The organism is Pseudomonas aegrilactucae (assembly GCF_019168305.1).
GTDB classification, from domain to species: Bacteria; Pseudomonadota; Gammaproteobacteria; order Pseudomonadales; family Pseudomonadaceae; genus Aquipseudomonas; species Aquipseudomonas aegrilactucae.
This window is the reverse complement of the sequence record NZ_JAHTBI010000008.1, coordinates 148105-162404: the sequence shown is the minus strand read 5'-3', so window position 1 is coordinate 162404 and position 14300 is coordinate 148105. Positions and strand designations below refer to the sequence as shown.

The 14300-nt window shown below is 64.3% G+C and carries 13 protein-coding genes; 8 read left to right on the top strand and 5 right to left on the bottom strand.

Annotated features, from left to right (window positions below; genetic code table 11):
- Positions 1-24 precede the first annotated feature (24 nt).
- The gene (locus tag KUO17_RS02820) at positions 25-1419 is read right to left on the bottom strand and encodes a class II fumarate hydratase (RefSeq protein WP_217973514.1); all 1395 of its coding nucleotides are present in this window, start codon (positions 1417-1419) and stop codon (positions 25-27) included.
- A 154-nt stretch (positions 1420-1573) separates the two neighbouring features.
- Between KUO17_RS02820 and KUO17_RS02815 the strand changes: the two genes are divergently transcribed.
- The 7 genes from KUO17_RS02815 (at position 1574) to KUO17_RS02785 (ending at position 9341) form a co-directional block, all read left to right on the top strand.
- Positions 1574-2098, top strand: coding sequence for a DUF2059 domain-containing protein (locus KUO17_RS02815; RefSeq protein WP_217973513.1), 525 nt, complete (start codon positions 1574-1576; stop codon positions 2096-2098).
- A gap of 12 nt (positions 2099-2110) precedes the next feature.
- On the top strand, positions 2111-2410 hold the full coding sequence (locus KUO17_RS02810; protein ID WP_217973512.1) for a BolA family protein: 300 nt from the start codon (positions 2111-2113) through the stop codon (positions 2408-2410).
- 109 nt (positions 2411-2519) lie between these two features.
- The gene (trhO, locus tag KUO17_RS02805; protein ID WP_217973511.1) at positions 2520-3455 is read left to right on the top strand and encodes an oxygen-dependent tRNA uridine(34) hydroxylase TrhO; all 936 of its coding nucleotides are present in this window, start codon (positions 2520-2522) and stop codon (positions 3453-3455) included.
- Between the two features lie 3 nt (positions 3456-3458).
- Positions 3459-4091 carry a DsbA family protein gene (locus KUO17_RS02800; protein ID WP_217973510.1) on the top strand — a complete coding sequence of 211 codons (633 nt, stop codon included), beginning with the start codon at positions 3459-3461 and terminating at the stop codon, positions 4089-4091.
- Positions 4084-5916, top strand: coding sequence for an ABC transporter ATP-binding protein (locus tag KUO17_RS02795; RefSeq protein ID WP_217973509.1), 1833 nt, complete (start codon positions 4084-4086; stop codon positions 5914-5916). The genes KUO17_RS02800 and KUO17_RS02795 overlap by 8 nt, the downstream gene beginning before the upstream one ends.
- A 123-nt stretch (positions 5917-6039) precedes the next feature.
- On the top strand, positions 6040-8499 hold the full coding sequence (locus KUO17_RS02790) for an EAL domain-containing protein (RefSeq protein ID WP_217973508.1): 2460 nt from the start codon (positions 6040-6042) through the stop codon (positions 8497-8499).
- Positions 8500-8558: 59 nt separating this feature from the next.
- Positions 8559-9341, top strand: a complete 783-nt coding sequence (locus KUO17_RS02785; protein WP_255263362.1) for an iron-containing redox enzyme family protein — start codon at positions 8559-8561, stop codon at positions 9339-9341.
- Positions 9342-9344: 3 nt separating this feature from the next.
- Here KUO17_RS02785 and KUO17_RS02780 read toward each other — a convergent pair whose 3' ends face one another.
- From KUO17_RS02780 to KUO17_RS02765, 4 genes are all read right to left on the bottom strand, one after another.
- Entirely contained in the window at positions 9345-10085 is a 741-nt protein-coding gene (locus KUO17_RS02780) for a YciK family oxidoreductase (RefSeq protein WP_217973506.1), read from the bottom strand.
- Between the two features lie 133 nt (positions 10086-10218).
- Positions 10219-10890: an N-acetylmuramic acid 6-phosphate phosphatase MupP gene (gene mupP / locus KUO17_RS02775; RefSeq protein ID WP_217973505.1), complete on the bottom strand. Its 672-nt coding sequence runs from the start codon at positions 10888-10890 to the stop codon at positions 10219-10221.
- A gap of 2 nt (positions 10891-10892) precedes the next feature.
- The gene (gene ubiG / locus KUO17_RS02770) at positions 10893-11591 is read right to left on the bottom strand and encodes a bifunctional 2-polyprenyl-6-hydroxyphenol methylase/3-demethylubiquinol 3-O-methyltransferase UbiG (RefSeq protein WP_217973504.1); all 699 of its coding nucleotides are present in this window, start codon (positions 11589-11591) and stop codon (positions 10893-10895) included.
- 62 nt (positions 11592-11653) lie between these two features.
- Positions 11654-12988, bottom strand: a complete 1335-nt coding sequence (locus tag KUO17_RS02765; RefSeq protein WP_217973503.1) for a TRZ/ATZ family hydrolase — start codon at positions 12986-12988, stop codon at positions 11654-11656.
- 109 nt (positions 12989-13097) lie between these two features.
- Here KUO17_RS02765 and mtnA point away from each other — a divergent pair, with 109 nt between their 5' ends.
- Positions 13098-14162, top strand: a complete 1065-nt coding sequence (mtnA, locus tag KUO17_RS02760; RefSeq protein ID WP_217973502.1) for an S-methyl-5-thioribose-1-phosphate isomerase — start codon at positions 13098-13100, stop codon at positions 14160-14162.
- Positions 14163-14300: the final 138 nt, after the last annotated feature.

The following is a 14300-nucleotide window of genomic DNA, read 5'->3' as shown; positions in this document are numbered from 1 at the left end:
GAGCTGGCTTGCCAGCGAAGCATCTCAGCCTTTGCCGCCGGCCTCGAGCATCTGCTCTGGCCGCACCCACTCATCGAACTGCGCATCGGTCAGGTACCCCAGCGCCAGCGCCGCCTCGCGCAGCGTCGTGCCCTCGGTATAGGCCTTCTTGGCAATTTCTGCGGCCTTGTCATAGCCGATGTGCGGGTTCAGCGCCGTCACCAGCATCAGCCCGCGCTCCAGGTGCTCGGCCATCTGCGCCGCGTCCGGCTCGATGCCCGCCACGCAATGCTGCTGGAAGTTGCGGCAGCCATCGGCCAGCAATTCGATCGACTGCAGCAGGTTGTGGATGATCACCGGCTTGAACACGTTGAGTTGCAGGTGGCCCTGGCTTGCCGCAATGCCGATGGTCGCGTCGTTGCCCAGTACCTGGCAGGCCAGCATCGACAGGGCTTCGCATTGGGTCGGGTTGACCTTGCCCGGCATGATCGAGCTGCCCGGCTCGTTGGCCGGCAGGCGCACTTCGGCCAGCCCCGTACGCGGCCCGGAACTGAGCAGGCGCAGGTCATTGGCGAGTTTCATCAGCGCCACCGCCAGGGTCTTCAGCGCACCCGCCAGGGTGACCAGCGGCTCATGCCCGGCCAGCGCGGCGAACTTGTTCGGCGCGGTGACGAACGGCAATCCCGACAAGGCCGCCAGTTCTGCAGCAATCGCCTCGGCAAAACCATGCGGCGCATTCAGCCCGGTGCCCACGGCGGTGCCGCCCTGGGCCAGTTCGCACACCGCCGGCAGCGACGCGCGAATGGCGCGCTGGGCATAGTCCAGCTGGGCCACGTACGCCGAGATTTCCTGGCCAAAGGTGATCGGGGTGGCGTCCATCATGTGGGTGCGCCCGGTCTTGACCAGGTGCTGGTGGCGCGCCGACAGCTCGGCCAGGCCTGCCGAGAGCTCGGTGATGGCCGGCAGCAACTGGTGCTGCACGGCCTGCGCTGCCGCGATGTGCATCGCGGTGGGGAAGCAGTCGTTGGAGCTCTGCGAGCGGTTCACATGATCGTTCGGGTGCACCGGGGCCTTGCCGCCACGGCCCTTGCCGGCCAGTTCGTTGGCGCGCCCGGCGAGCACTTCGTTGGCGTTCATGTTGCTCTGGGTACCGCTGCCGGTCTGCCACACCACCAGTGGGAACTGATCGTCGTGCTCGCCGGCCAGCACTTCGTCGGCGGCCTGTTCGATCAGGCGGGCGATGTCGGCTGGCAGGTCGCCGTTGCGGTCATTGACCCGTGCGGCGGCCTTCTTGATCAACACCAGGGCATGCAGCACCGCCAGCGGCATGCGCTGATTGCCGATGGCAAAGTTGACCAGCGAGCGCTGGGTCTGCGCACCCCAGTAGGCCTCGTCAGGAACTTCGACCGGGCCCAGGCTGTCAGTTTCGATACGGCTCATGCAGTACACACTCCATTAATGGCTTGTTTGCGCAGTTTAGGCCCTGATTCGACATGGCGGTTCCATTGCCTGTCGTCCCACTTGAGCAGGCTGCCCCAGTCGGCGCAGAATGCTCTACTCTGGGTACGCCCTCTTTTTTTATTAAGGAATTTCGATGACCCGTCTTCGCGCCCTCTGCACGGCTGTCGCGCTGGTCTGCGCCAGCGGCCAGGCACTTGCCGACACCGCCAGCCACAACGCCAGCGCCGAAAAATTCCTGGTGATGGCGCACGCCGACAAACTGGGTACCCCGGTCTACATGCAAGTGCAGCAGATGTTTGCCCAGCGCTTCGAGCAGACCAAGGCCCCGGCCAGCAAAAAGGCTGTGCTCGACACCTACCAGGCCAAGGCCAACGCCGCGCTGGACCAGGCCATCGGCTGGAACAAGCTCAAGCCTGACATGATCAAGCTGTACACCAGCACGTTCAGCGAAAGCGAACTCAAGGATCTGGTTGCCTTCTACCAGTCGCCACTGGGCAAGAAAGTCCTGGAAAAAATGCCTGCCGTCACCCAGCAGTCGGCTCAGCTGACCCAGCAAAAGCTGGAAGGCGCGGTACCGGTGGTCAACAAGCTGCTGGCTGACATGACCAACGAACTGGACCCGTCCGCCGGCAAGGCCGCCCCGGCCAAGAAACCGTAAGCGGAGCCCAGCATGTCGATGCAGCAGAAAATCGAGCAGCGCCTGGCGGCCCTCGCCCCGCAGCACCTTGAGGTGCTCGACGAGAGCCACATGCACAGCCGCGGTCAGCAGACCCACTACAAGGCCGTGCTGGTCAGCGAACAGTTCGAGGGCTTGAACAGCGTCAAGCGGCACCAGAAGGTCTACGCCACCCTGGGTGAGCTGATGGGGCAGTTCCATGCCCTGGCCCTGCACACCTATACCCCGCAGGAATGGCAGAAGGTCGGCAGTGCGCCGGCCTCGCCCACCTGCGCCGGAGGCAGCAAACACTGAAATCCCTTTCAGGTTTTTGCTAGAATCCGCAACGCGCCGCCCGTCGGCGCGTTTTTTATTGTCGACCCGGTCCGCCCTTTGCGAGGGTGACCACCTGGAGAATCAACGCATGACCCAACCTGTCGTCGTGGCGGCGCTGTACAAGTTCGTCACCCTGAAAGATTACGTCGAGCTGCGCGAGCCGCTGCTCGAGGCTATGGAACGCAATGGCGTCAAGGGCACCCTGCTGCTGGCCGAAGAAGGCATCAACGGCACCGTGTCCGCCACCCGTGAAGGCATCGACGGCCTGCTGGCCTGGCTGCGCAGCGATGCACGCCTGGTCGACGTCGACCACAAAGAGTCGTACTGCGACGAACAGCCGTTCTATCGCACCAAGGTCAAGCTCAAGAAAGAGATCGTGACCCTGGGCGTGCCAGGCGTGGACCCGAACCATAAGGTGGGCACCTACGTCGAGCCGCAGGACTGGAACGCACTGATCAGCGACCCTGAAGTGCTGCTGATCGACACCCGCAACGATTACGAAGTGGCAATCGGTACCTTCGAGGGCGCGATCGACCCCAAGACCACCACCTTTCGCGAGTTCCCCGAGTACATCAAGGCCAACTTCGACCCGGCCAGGCACAAGAAAGTGGCGATGTTCTGCACCGGCGGCATTCGCTGCGAGAAGGCCTCCAGCTATATGCTCGGCGAGGGTTTCGAAGCCGTCTATCATCTTAAGGGCGGCATCCTGAAGTACCTCGAAGAGGTGCCTCAACAGGAGTCGCGCTGGCAGGGCGACTGCTTTGTCTTCGACAACCGCGTGACCGTGCGTCACGACCTCAGCGAAGGCGACTACGACCAGTGCCACGCGTGCCGCACCCCGATCAGCGTGGAGGAGCGGGCCAGCGAGCACTATTCGCCCGGTATCAGTTGCCCGCACTGCTGGGACAGCCTGAGCGAGAAGACCCGGCGCAGTGCCATCGATCGGCAGAAGCAGATCGAGCTGGCCAAGGCCCGCAACCTGCCACACCCGATCGGCCACAACTACCGCAAAGCCGAGGTGTGATGGATGGCCGCTCGCCTGCTCTATGTAATGGACCCGATGTGCTCGTGGTGCTGGGGTTTTGCACCCGTGGCAGCGGCCCTGATCGGGCAGGCGCGTGACGCCGGGGTCGAAACCCAACTGGTGCCGGGCGGCTTGCGCTCGGGCAGCAGCGCCCTGGATGCTTCGACCCGGCGCTATATTCTCGAACACTGGCAGGCAGTCAACCAGGCCACCGGCCAGCCGTTCCAGCTCGACGGTGCGATGCCTGAGGGGTTCGTTTACGACACCGAGCCGGCCTGCCGCGCGCTGGTCGCTGCGCGCAGCCTCGATCCGCACACCACCTGGGTGCTGCTGGCACTGATCCAGCAAGCGTTCTACCAGCGCGGCGAGGACGTGACCCGGGCGCCCAAGCTGGTCGAACTGGCCGAACAGGCCGGGTTTGACCGCGCGGCGTTTGCCGCAGCGTTCAGCGGCAGCGAGACCCGCGCCGCCACTGCGGCTGACTTCGCCTGGGTGCAGGACCTGGGCATTGCCGGTTTCCCCACCTTGCTCGCCGAGCGCAACGGCCAGTTGGCCTTGCTGACCAACGGCTACCAGCCGCTGGAGGCGCTGCAACCGCTGCTGGGCCGCTGGCTGGAGCACACCGCCCATGCTTGACCTGCCGGGCTCACCCGACCCGGTGCCCGGGCCCGCGCCCGCGCCTGTCGATCGTTTGAGCTGGGCCGAGATCCGGCGCCTGGTGCAGCACCACAAGAAAGCCCTGTGGGTGGCCAATGGCGTTGCCGTGCTGGCGGCGCTGTGCAGCGTGCCGATCCCGCTGTTGTTGCCCTTGCTGGTGGACGAAGTGCTGCTGGGGCATGGCGATGCGGCATTGAAGTGGATGAACCAGTTCCTGCCAGCCAACTGGCAGGTGGCGGCCGGCTATATCGGCCTGATGCTGGTGTTTACCCTGACCCTGCGCGGCGCGGCGCTGGCGTTCAACGTGGTGCAGGCCAAATTGTTCGCCGGCCTGGCCAAGGACATCGTGTACCGCCTGCGTATCCGCCTGATCGAGCGGCTCAAGCGTATTTCGTTGAGCGAGTACGAAAGCCTGGGCAGTGGCACGGTGACCACGCACCTGGTCACCGACCTGGATACCCTCGACAAGTTTGTCGGGGAGACCCTCAGCCGTTTCCTGGTGGCGATGCTGACCCTGGCCGGCACCTCGGCCATCCTGTTGTGGATGCACTGGCAACTGGCGCTGCTGATCCTGCTGTTCAACCCGTTGGTGATCTTCGCCACGGTGCAGTTGGGCAAGCGGGTCAAGCACCTCAAGAAGCTCGAAAACGACAGCACTTCGCGTTTCACCCAGGCGCTGACCGAAACCCTGGATGCCATCCAGGAGATCCGTGCCAGCAACCGCCAGGGCTATTTCCTTGGCCGGCTGGGCATGCGCGCGCAGGAAGTGCGCAACTATGCCGTGGCCTCGCAATGGAAAAGCGATGCCAGCGGGCGGGCCAGCGGCCTGCTGTTCCAGTTCGGTATCGATATCTTCCGCGCTGCGGCCATGCTCACCGTGCTGTTTTCGGACCTGAGCATCGGCCAGATGCTCGCGGTGTTCAGCTACCTGTGGTTCATGATCGGCCCGGTCGAGCAGTTGCTCAACCTGCAGTATGCCTATTACGCCGCCGGCGGCGCCCTGAGCCGGCTCAACGAACTGCTGGCGCGCAGCGACGAGCCGCACTACCCGGGCGGGGTCGACCCGTTCAAGGGGCAGGCGACGGTCGGCATCGAGGTGCGCGGCCTGCGCTTCGCGTATGGCGAAGAACCGGTGCTCGACCAGTTGAACCTGAGCATTGCGCCTGGCGAGAAGGTAGCGATCGTCGGCGCCAGTGGCGGTGGCAAGAGTACCCTGGTGCAGTTGCTGCTGGGCTTGTACAGCGCCCAGGCCGGAAGTATCCGCTTCGGCGGCTCGAGCCTGCAGGAGATCGGCCTGGAAACCCTGCGTGAACACGTGGCGGTGGTGCTGCAGCACCCGTCGCTGTTCAACGACACCGTGCGCGCCAACCTCACCATGGGCCGTGACAGCAGCGACGAAGCCTGCTGGCAGGCGCTGCGCATCGCCCAGCTTGACGCCACCATCGCGGCCTTGCCCCAGGGCCTGGACAGCATGGTGGGGCGTTCGGGTGTGCGCCTTTCCGGCGGCCAGCGTCAGCGCCTGGCGATTGCGCGGATGGTATTGGCCGAGCCCAAGGTGGTCATCCTCGATGAGGCCACCTCGGCGTTGGACGCGGCCACCGAGTACAACCTGCATCAGGCCTTGAGCCGGTTTCTCAGTGCGCGCACCACGCTGATCATCGCCCACCGCCTCTCGGCGGTGAAGCAAGCCGACCGGGTGCTGGTGTTCGATGGCGGGCATGTGGCCGAAGATGGCGAGCACCAGCAACTGATCGCCGAGGGTGGTTTGTACGCCAAGCTCTACGGGCATTTGCAACAGAGCTGAGGGCCTTCTACTGTACAACTGTTGTACAGGTGCACATTCGCCTGTTGGCTTGATGGCAAATAGCCTAGGCTGTTGCTGTGCGGGATGAGACTCATCGGGCTGTGCATTGCTGCAAGGGACCTCATGAAGCGAAAACGGACTCTCGAAGCGCCCAGGTTGTTGGGCATCATCTGGCCTTTCGTGGCGGTTGTGCTGTTCCAGGCATTGCTGGGCAGCATCAGCCTGTATGCCCTCTCGGCGGTGCGCGGCTACGTGGCGGGAGAGAGCCTGTGGTCCAAGGGGCAGAAGGATGCAATCTACTTTCTGAACCTGTACGTCGACAGCCGCGACGAGGCGATCTACCAGAAATACCGCCAGGCCATTGCCGTGCCCCAGGGGGGGCACGAACTGCGCGTTGCACTGGACAGCCAGCCCCCCGATCTGCCGTCTGCACGCGACGGCATCCTCAAGGGTGGCAACCACCCGGATGACATCGACAGCATCATCTGGTTGTACCTCAATTTTCGTCACGTCAGCTACCTGGAGCGGGCCATCGACCGCTGGTCGGTAGGGGATGACTATCTCCAGCAGCTCGATGCGCTGGCCAACCAGATTCATCAGGGCGTGACGGCGGGCAATGTCAGCCCCCAGGTGATCGCGGCATGGAAAGACCGGATTGCCGCGATCAACGATGGCGTGACCCCTGCCGCCATGGCGTTCAGCGATGCGTTGGGCGAGGGGTCGCGCATGCTGTTGCGCCTGCTGCTGGTGATCAACCTGGCCACTGCGCTGTTCCTGATTGCGCTGGCGTGCCTGCGTTCGCACAAGTTGCTGGCGCAGCGTCAGGCGTTTGCCAGTGCCTTGCAGGTGGAGAAGGAGCGCGCGCAGATCACCCTGCAATCGATTGGCGACGGGGTGATCACCACCGACGTGGAAGGCTGCATTGCCTATATGAACCCCGCCGCCGAGCAACTGACCCACTGGAGCGCCACTCAGGCGCAGGGGTTGCCGCTGGCGGCCCTGTTCAGCCTGCTCGATGAGAACGCCGAAAAAGACAGCCTGACCCTCACCGAGCATATCCTCAACGGCGCACTCAAGGGCGGCAGCGAGCACGCCAAGCTGATCCAGCGCCTGGACGGCAGCACGGTGTCGGTCGCCCTGGTAGGCGCGCCGATCATCAGTGAAGGGCGCGTCAGTGGCGTGGTGCTGGTGCTGCACGACATGACCCAGGAGCGCCAGTACATCGCCAACCTGTCATGGCAGGCGACCCATGATGCACTGACCGGCCTGGCCAACCGTCGTGAGTTCGAGTATCGGCTGGAGCAGGTGCTGGCTGACCTGGCCCGGCAATCGGGACGACATTCTCTTCTGTTTCTGGACCTGGACCAGTTCAAGCTGGTCAACGACACCTGTGGCCATGCGGCGGGTGACGAGCTGCTGCGTCATATCTGTGCCGTATTGCAGGCCGAGCTGCGCGAAGGTGACACGCTGGCGCGGCTGGGGGGCGACGAATTCGGCATTCTGTTGGCCAACTGCCCGGACGAGCAGGCCGAGCGAATCGCCGAAAGCCTGCGTCAGACGGTGCAGAGCCTGCATTTCGTGTGGAAGGGGCGACCGTTCATGACCACCGTCAGTGTGGGCCTGGTGCATCTGCAGCAGGCGCCCAACACCCTGGAGGCCTCGCTGCGCGCAGCGGACATGGCGTGCTACATGGCCAAGGAAAAAGGCCGCAACCGGGTGCAGGTGTACCACGCCGACGATACCGAGCTGTCGATGCGCTTTGGCGAGATGGCCTGGATCCAGCGCCTGCATATTGCCCTGGAGGAGAACCGTTTCTGCCTGTATGCCCAGGAGATCGCGGCATTGGGGGGCACTGACAGCGCCGGTGGGCATCTGGAGATACTGCTGCGCCTGCACGATGAAAGTGGTCGTGTGATCCTGCCGGACAGTTTCATTCCGGCCGCCGAGCGTTACGGGTTGATGACGGCGCTGGATCGCTGGGTAGTCAATAACGTGTTCCAGGTGATCCGCCAGGCGCTGGACGAGGGGCGACAGGGGCCGTTGGCCATGTGCGCGATCAACCTGTCGGGCAGCAGCATTGGCGATGACAAGTTTCTCGAGTACCTGCGCCGACAATTCGTCGAGTATGGCATTCCACCGGAAATGATCTGTTTTGAAATCACCGAAACCAGTGCCATCGCCAACCTGGGCAGTGCGATTCGATTCATCAATGAATTGAAGGGCCTGGGCTGCCGGTTTTCGCTGGATGACTTCTGTGCCGGTATGTCGTCATTCGCGTATTTGAAGCATTTGCCCGTAGACTTCCTGAAGATCGACGGAAGTTTCGTCAAGGACATGCTTGATGATCCGATCAACCGGGCTATGGTGGAGGTAATCAATCATATCGGTCATGTGATGGGCAAACGCACTATTGCCGAGTTTGTCGAAACGCCGTTGATCGAACAGGCACTGCAGGAGATTGGTGTCGATTATGCGCAGGGTTACCTGATCGAGCGGCCACAGGTCTTTACCTGCGACAGCCTGCAACGCCGGCGTATCGCCTCCCGCCCTTTGCTGTTCAAGGCGCCAGGGACGTTTCGCTGAGCTGAACACTGGAACTCACAAGGAACGAGGGACTGACAGTGATTGATGCGTTTATTCGAATGGGTCCATTGATGGACGCCCAGAGCTATCCGCTGTGGGCGCAGAAGCTGATTCAGGACTGCAGCGAGAGCAAGCGCCGAGTCGTGGGGCACGAGCTCTACCAGCGCATGCGTGACGGCCAGTTGAGTACCCGCACGATGCGCCAGTACCTGATTGGTGGCTGGCCGGTGGTCGAGCAGTTCTCGGTGTACATGGCGCAGAATCTGACCAAGACCCGCTTTGCCCGCCACCCGGGCGAAGACATGGCGCGCCGCTGGCTGATGCGCAATATCCGCGTCGAGCTCAACCATGCCGACTACTGGGTGCACTGGGCCCTGGCCCATGGCGTGAGCCTGGAGGACCTGCAGGCGCAGGAGGTGCCGGCCGAGCTGCAGGCACTGAGCGATTGGTGCTGGCACACCTGTGTGGCCGATTCGCTGATCGTGGCGATGGCAGCGACCAACTATGCGATCGAGGGCGCGACGGGGGAGTGGGCGGCACTGGTGTGTTCCACCGGCACCTACGCCGAGGGCTTCCCCGAGGAAGGTCGCAAGCGCGCGATGAAGTGGCTGAAGATGCACGCCCAGTATGACGATGCGCACCCCTGGGAGGCGCTGGAGATCATTTGCACCCTGGCCGGCAACAGCCCATCGGTAGCATTGCAGGCCGAGTTGCGCCGGGCCATCTGCAAGAGCTACGACTACAAGTTCCTGTTTCTGGAGCGCTGCCTGCAGATGGAGAAGGCCGAGCAGGGCGAGCCGCGCCAGGGCACGCGGGTGCGTGCGGCCCTGGTCGGCATCTGAGGCTTACTGGGCGTTGAGCGCCTGGCCGTTTATATCCTTGCTGTCCGGGCCCATCAGGTACAGGTAGACCGGCATGATCTCGGCAGGCAGCGGGTTGTTTTCCGGGGTTTCCGCCGGGTAGGCCTGGGCGCGCATGCTGGTGCGGGTGGCGCCCGGGTTGATGCTGTTGGCGCGCACCGGCGCCACATTTTCCAGTTCGTCGGCGAGGGTCTGCATCAGGCCCTCGGTGGCGAACTTGGACACGCCATAGGCGCCCCAGTAGGCCCGGCCCTTGCGTCCGACGCTGCTGGAGGTGAACACCACCGAGGCATCCTGCGACAGCTTGAGCAGCGGCAGCAGGGTGCTGGTGAGCATGAACATGGCATTCACGTTGATGTGCATCACGCGCATGAAGTTCTCGCCCGACAGCTGTTCCAGTGGCGTGCGCGGGCCGATGATCGAGGCGTTGTGCAGCAGGCCGTCGAGGCGGCCGAATTCGTTTTCCACCATCACGGCCAGCTCATCGTATTGATGGGGCAGGGCGGTTTCCAGGTTGAAGGGCACGACCACCGGGGTTGGATGGCCGGCGGCTTCGATGTCGTCGTAGACAGCGGTGAGGTTGGCTTCGGTCTTGCCCAGCAGCAACACGGTGGCGCCATGCGCGGCGTAGGCCCGGGCGGCAGCTGCGCCGATGCCGCGACCGGCCCCGGTGACCAGGATGACCCGGCCCTTGAGCAGGTCGGGGCGGGCGGTGTAATCGAACATTGAGGTTACCTCAAGAGTGGTGGTGACTTCATTCGCTGGCAAGCCAGCTCCCACAGGAAACGCCCTGAACTTGAGAGCAGTGGGGGCCTGTGGGAGCTGGCTTGCCAGCGAAGCTTTTGCGGTGTTATCGCGATCAGCAGCCACACAAGGCGCTGTCGAGCACCTTGCGCAAGTCCAGCGGATGATCGACCACCACGTCCGCACCCCAGTTGTTGGGGTTGTCCTCAGGGTGAATATAGCCGTAGCGCACCGCCGCGGTGCGCGTGCCGGCGTCGCGGCCCGACTCGATGTCGCGCAGGTCGTCACCCACGAACAGCACGCTGGCCGGGTCCAGGTTCAGGGTCTTGCAGGCCAGGATCAGCGGCTCGGGGTCGGGCTTGCTGTTCTTCACGTGATCAGGGCAGATCAGCAGGGCGGAACGTTCGGCCAGGCCCAGCTGCTGCATGATCGGCTCGGCGAAACGCACCGGCTTGTTGGTGACCACGCCCCACAGCAGGTTGCCTTTTTCGAGGTCGGCCAGCAGCTCGGCCATGCCGTCGAACAGCTTGCTGTGTACCGCGCAGTCGGTCTGGTAGCGCTCCAGGAACTCCAGGCGCAACGCCTCGAAGTCGGGGGCGTCGGGGCTCATCGCAAAGGCGGCGGCAACCATGGCGCGTGCACCGCCCGAGATCACTTCGCGAATCCGCTCGTCGTCGATCGCCGGCAGGCCGCGCTCGGCCAGCATGGCCTGGCAGATGGCGATGAAATCCGGCGCCGTGTCGAGCAGGGTGCCGTCCATGTCGAAAAGTACTGCTCGCAAACGCATGCTCATTCCTCGCGCAGGGTCTGGATCATGTAGTTGACGTCCACGTCGCTGGCCAGTTTGTAGTGCTTGGTCAGCGGGTTGTAGGTCAGGCCGATGATGTCCTTGACGCTCAGGCCGGCCTCGCGGCTCCAGGCGCCGAGTTCGGACGGGCGGATGAATTTCTTGAAGTCATGGGTGCCGCGAGGCAGCAGCTTCATGATGTATTCCGCGCCGATGATGGCGAACAGGTAGGCCTTGGGGTTGCGGTTGATGGTGGAGAAGAACACCTGGCCGCCGGGCTTGACCATGCGGTAGCAGGCACGGATCACCGATGAGGGGTCTGGCACGTGTTCGAGCATCTCCAGGCACGTGACCACATCGAACTGCTCGGGCATCTCTTCGGCCAGCGCTTCGGCGGTGATCTGCCGGTACTCGACTTCCACCCCCGACTCCAACTGGTGCAGGCGCGCCACGGCCAGCGGTGCCTCGCCCATGTCGATGCCGGTGACGGTGGCGCCGCGCTGGGCCATGGCCTCACTGAGGATGCCGCCGCCGCAACCGACGTCGAGCACCTTCTTGCCGGCCAGCTTGACCCGCTCGTCGATCCAGTTGACGCGCAGCGGGTTGATGTCGTGCAGCGGCTTGAACTCGCTTTCGCGGTCCCACCAGCGGTGGGCCAGGGCTTCGAATTTGGCGATTTCGGCGTGGTCGACGTTGCTCATGGAACGGTCCTCTGAAACTTTTGATAATTCGTTGCAGGCCGGCAGCCGGGGCTGCCGGCCGATTATTCGTGCTGGCCGGCGCCGATGCGCCGGCCCCAGTCGCAGGCGCTGGCATGCAGGGCCTGTTCGTCCAGGCGGGTCAGGCGGCGATCTTCCAGTAACGGCTTGCCGGCCACCCAGACATGTTTGACGCAGTCCCGGCCGCTGGCGTAGATCAGCTGCGATACCGGGTCGTAGATCGGTTGCTGGGCCAGCCCCGAGAGGTCGAAGGCCACCAGGTCCGCGGCCTTGCCCAGCTCCAGCGAGCCAGTCACTGCCTCCAGGCCCAGCGTGCGTGCACCGTTGAGGGTGGCCATGCGCAGGGCGCGGTGGGCATCCAGGGCGCTGGCCGAGCCGGCCACGGCCTTGGCCAGCAGCGCGGCGGTGCGGGTTTCGCCCAGCAGGTCGAGGTCGTTGTTGCTGGCAGCGCCATCGGTGCCCACGGCCACGTTGACGCCAGCCTGCCACAGGCGTTCCACCGGGCAGAAACCGCTGGCCAGCTTGAGGTTGGATTCGGGGCAGTGCACCACGCTGGTGTTGCTTTCTACCAGCAGCGCGAGGTCGTCGTCGCTGATCTGGGTCATGTGCACGGCCTGCAGGCGCGGCCCCAGCAGCCCCAGGCGTGCCAGCCGGGCCAGCGGGCGCTCGCCGTACTGTTCAAGCGACTGCTGCACCTCGAAGGCAGTTTCGTGCACATGCATGTGCACCGGCGCGTCGAGTTCTTCGGCAATGACCCGCACTTTCTCGAGGTTTTCATCGTTGACCGTGTACGGCGCGTGCGGGCCCAGCGCCACGCTGATGCGTGGGTGATGGCGCAGGTCACCGAACAGCTCGACGCCCAGGTGCAGTGCTTCGTCGAAACTGCGTGCGCCGGGGATCGGGAAATCCAGCAGGGGGACGGCGATTTGCGCGCGAATACCGCTTTCGTGCACGCATTCGCTGGCGATTTTCGGGAAAAAGTACATGTCCGAAAAGCACGTGATGCCGCCTTTGAGCTGCTCGGCGATCGCAAGGTGGGTGCCGTCGCGCACGAAGGCTTCGTCGACCCAGCGCCCTTCGGCGGGCCAGATGTGCTCCTGCAGCCAGGTCATCAGCGGGAGGTCGTCGGCCAGGCCACGGAACAGCGTCATGGCCGCGTGGCCGTGGGCATTGATAAGCCCCGGGCTTACCAGGCAGCCGGGCAGTTCGCGCACTTCTGCGGCGTGCAGCCTGAGGGCGTCTTCGCGCGGGCCGATGAAGGCGATCTGGCCGTCGCGGATACCGATGCCATGCGCCTTGAACACCACCCCGGCCGGTTCGACGGGCACCAGCCACGTGGGCAGGAGCAGCAGGTCGAGAGGTGGGACAGGCTTGGGCATGGAGGCGATTCCCGGTAGGACGGCAGGTGGGGGCGAAGTATACCCGAGCGTCCGCGGCTGGGGCTCGTTATAATCGCCCGCTTTTGATGTCCGAATGACGGGGTGAGGCATGCGCGATCGACTGCTGGCTGTGGAGAAGGTGACGGCCATCGATTGGCGGGACGGTGCCTTGTACCTGCTGGACCAGCGTGCGTTGCCGTCCGCGCAGACCTGGCGGGTGTACACCGATGCAGCGGGCGTGGCCGAGGCCATTCGTTCGATGGTGGTGCGCGGCGCGCCGGCCATCGGCATCAGTGCGGCTTACGGCCTGGCATTGGCGGTGCGCCAGCGGCTGGCTGAAGGCGACGACTGGGAAATGGCCCTGGAAGAGGATTTCGAGCTGCTGGTCAATGCCCGGCCCACTGCCGTCAACCTGTTCTGGGCGCTGAACCGCATGCGCGAACGTCTGTTGCGCCTCAAGGCCGGTGATGACGTGCTGGCGATCATGCAGGCCGAGGCCGTGGCCATCCATGACAGCGACCGCGAGGCCAACCTGACCATGGCCCAGCTGGGCGTCGAGCTGATCCGCAAGCACCAGGGCAGCGAGCAGGCCATCCTTACCCACGGCAACGCCGGGGCGCTGGCCACCGGTGGTTTTGGTACCGCCCTGGGGGTGATTCGTGCGGCGTGCCTCGAGGGTATGGTGGAGCGGGTGTATGTCGACGAAACCCGGCCCTGGCTGCAGGGCTCGCGCCTGACGGCCTGGGAGCTGGCAGGCGAGGGCATCCCGGTGACGGTCAATGCCGATTCGGCCGCCGCGCACCTGATGAAGACCAAGGGCATCACCTGGGTGATCGTGGGGGCAGACCGCATCACCGCCAATGGCGACGTGGTGAGCACGATCGGCACCTACCAACTGGCGGTCAATGCGATGCACCACGGGGTGCGCTTCATGGTGGTGGCGCCGAGCTCCAGCATCGACCTGAACCTGGACACCGGTGAGGATGTGCTGCTGGAAGAGCGCGACGTGACCGAATTGCTGGCGGTGCGTGAGGCGGGGGTGGATGCAGTCAACCCGGTGTTCGACGTGACGCCGGCTGATCTCATCGATGTGATCGTGACCGAGAAGGGCGTCGTTGAACGGCCGGACACGGCCAAGATGGCGCAACTGATGTGTCGCAAGCGGTTGCATTGAGCACCGTAGCGCGCCCTTCCTCAGGTCAGGCAGCGGTTTGCCATACTCCCAAGCCTACCGCGACTGTGGTAATATCCGGCGGTTTCCGAGACCGCCCCTGTGGGCGATCTTTACTGCGCAGATCCATGGCATAACTCG

Coding starts and splice junctions, on each gene's coding strand:
- ubiG (WP_217973504.1), bottom strand. CDS start 11,591: ATGAGCAACGTCGACCACGCCGAAATCGCCAAATTCGAAGCCCTGGCC.
- KUO17_RS02820 (WP_217973514.1), bottom strand. CDS start 1,419: ATGAGCCGTATCGAAACTGACAGCCTGGGCCCGGTCGAAGTTCCTGAC.
- KUO17_RS02765 (WP_217973503.1), bottom strand. CDS start 12,988: ATGCCCAAGCCTGTCCCACCTCTCGACCTGCTGCTCCTGCCCACGTGG.
- KUO17_RS02785 (WP_255263362.1), top strand. CDS start 8,559: ATGGGTCCATTGATGGACGCCCAGAGCTATCCGCTGTGGGCGCAGAAG.
- KUO17_RS02790 (WP_217973508.1), top strand. CDS start 6,040: ATGAAGCGAAAACGGACTCTCGAAGCGCCCAGGTTGTTGGGCATCATC.
- mtnA (WP_217973502.1), top strand. CDS start 13,098: ATGCGCGATCGACTGCTGGCTGTGGAGAAGGTGACGGCCATCGATTGG.
- mupP (WP_217973505.1), bottom strand. CDS start 10,890: ATGCGTTTGCGAGCAGTACTTTTCGACATGGACGGCACCCTGCTCGAC.
- KUO17_RS02780 (WP_217973506.1), bottom strand. CDS start 10,085: ATGTTCGATTACACCGCCCGCCCCGACCTGCTCAAGGGCCGGGTCATC.
- KUO17_RS02795 (WP_217973509.1), top strand. CDS start 4,084: ATGCTTGACCTGCCGGGCTCACCCGACCCGGTGCCCGGGCCCGCGCCC.
- KUO17_RS02800 (WP_217973510.1), top strand. CDS start 3,459: ATGGCCGCTCGCCTGCTCTATGTAATGGACCCGATGTGCTCGTGGTGC.
- trhO (WP_217973511.1), top strand. CDS start 2,520: ATGACCCAACCTGTCGTCGTGGCGGCGCTGTACAAGTTCGTCACCCTG.
- KUO17_RS02815 (WP_217973513.1), top strand. CDS start 1,574: ATGACCCGTCTTCGCGCCCTCTGCACGGCTGTCGCGCTGGTCTGCGCC.
- KUO17_RS02810 (WP_217973512.1), top strand. CDS start 2,111: ATGTCGATGCAGCAGAAAATCGAGCAGCGCCTGGCGGCCCTCGCCCCG.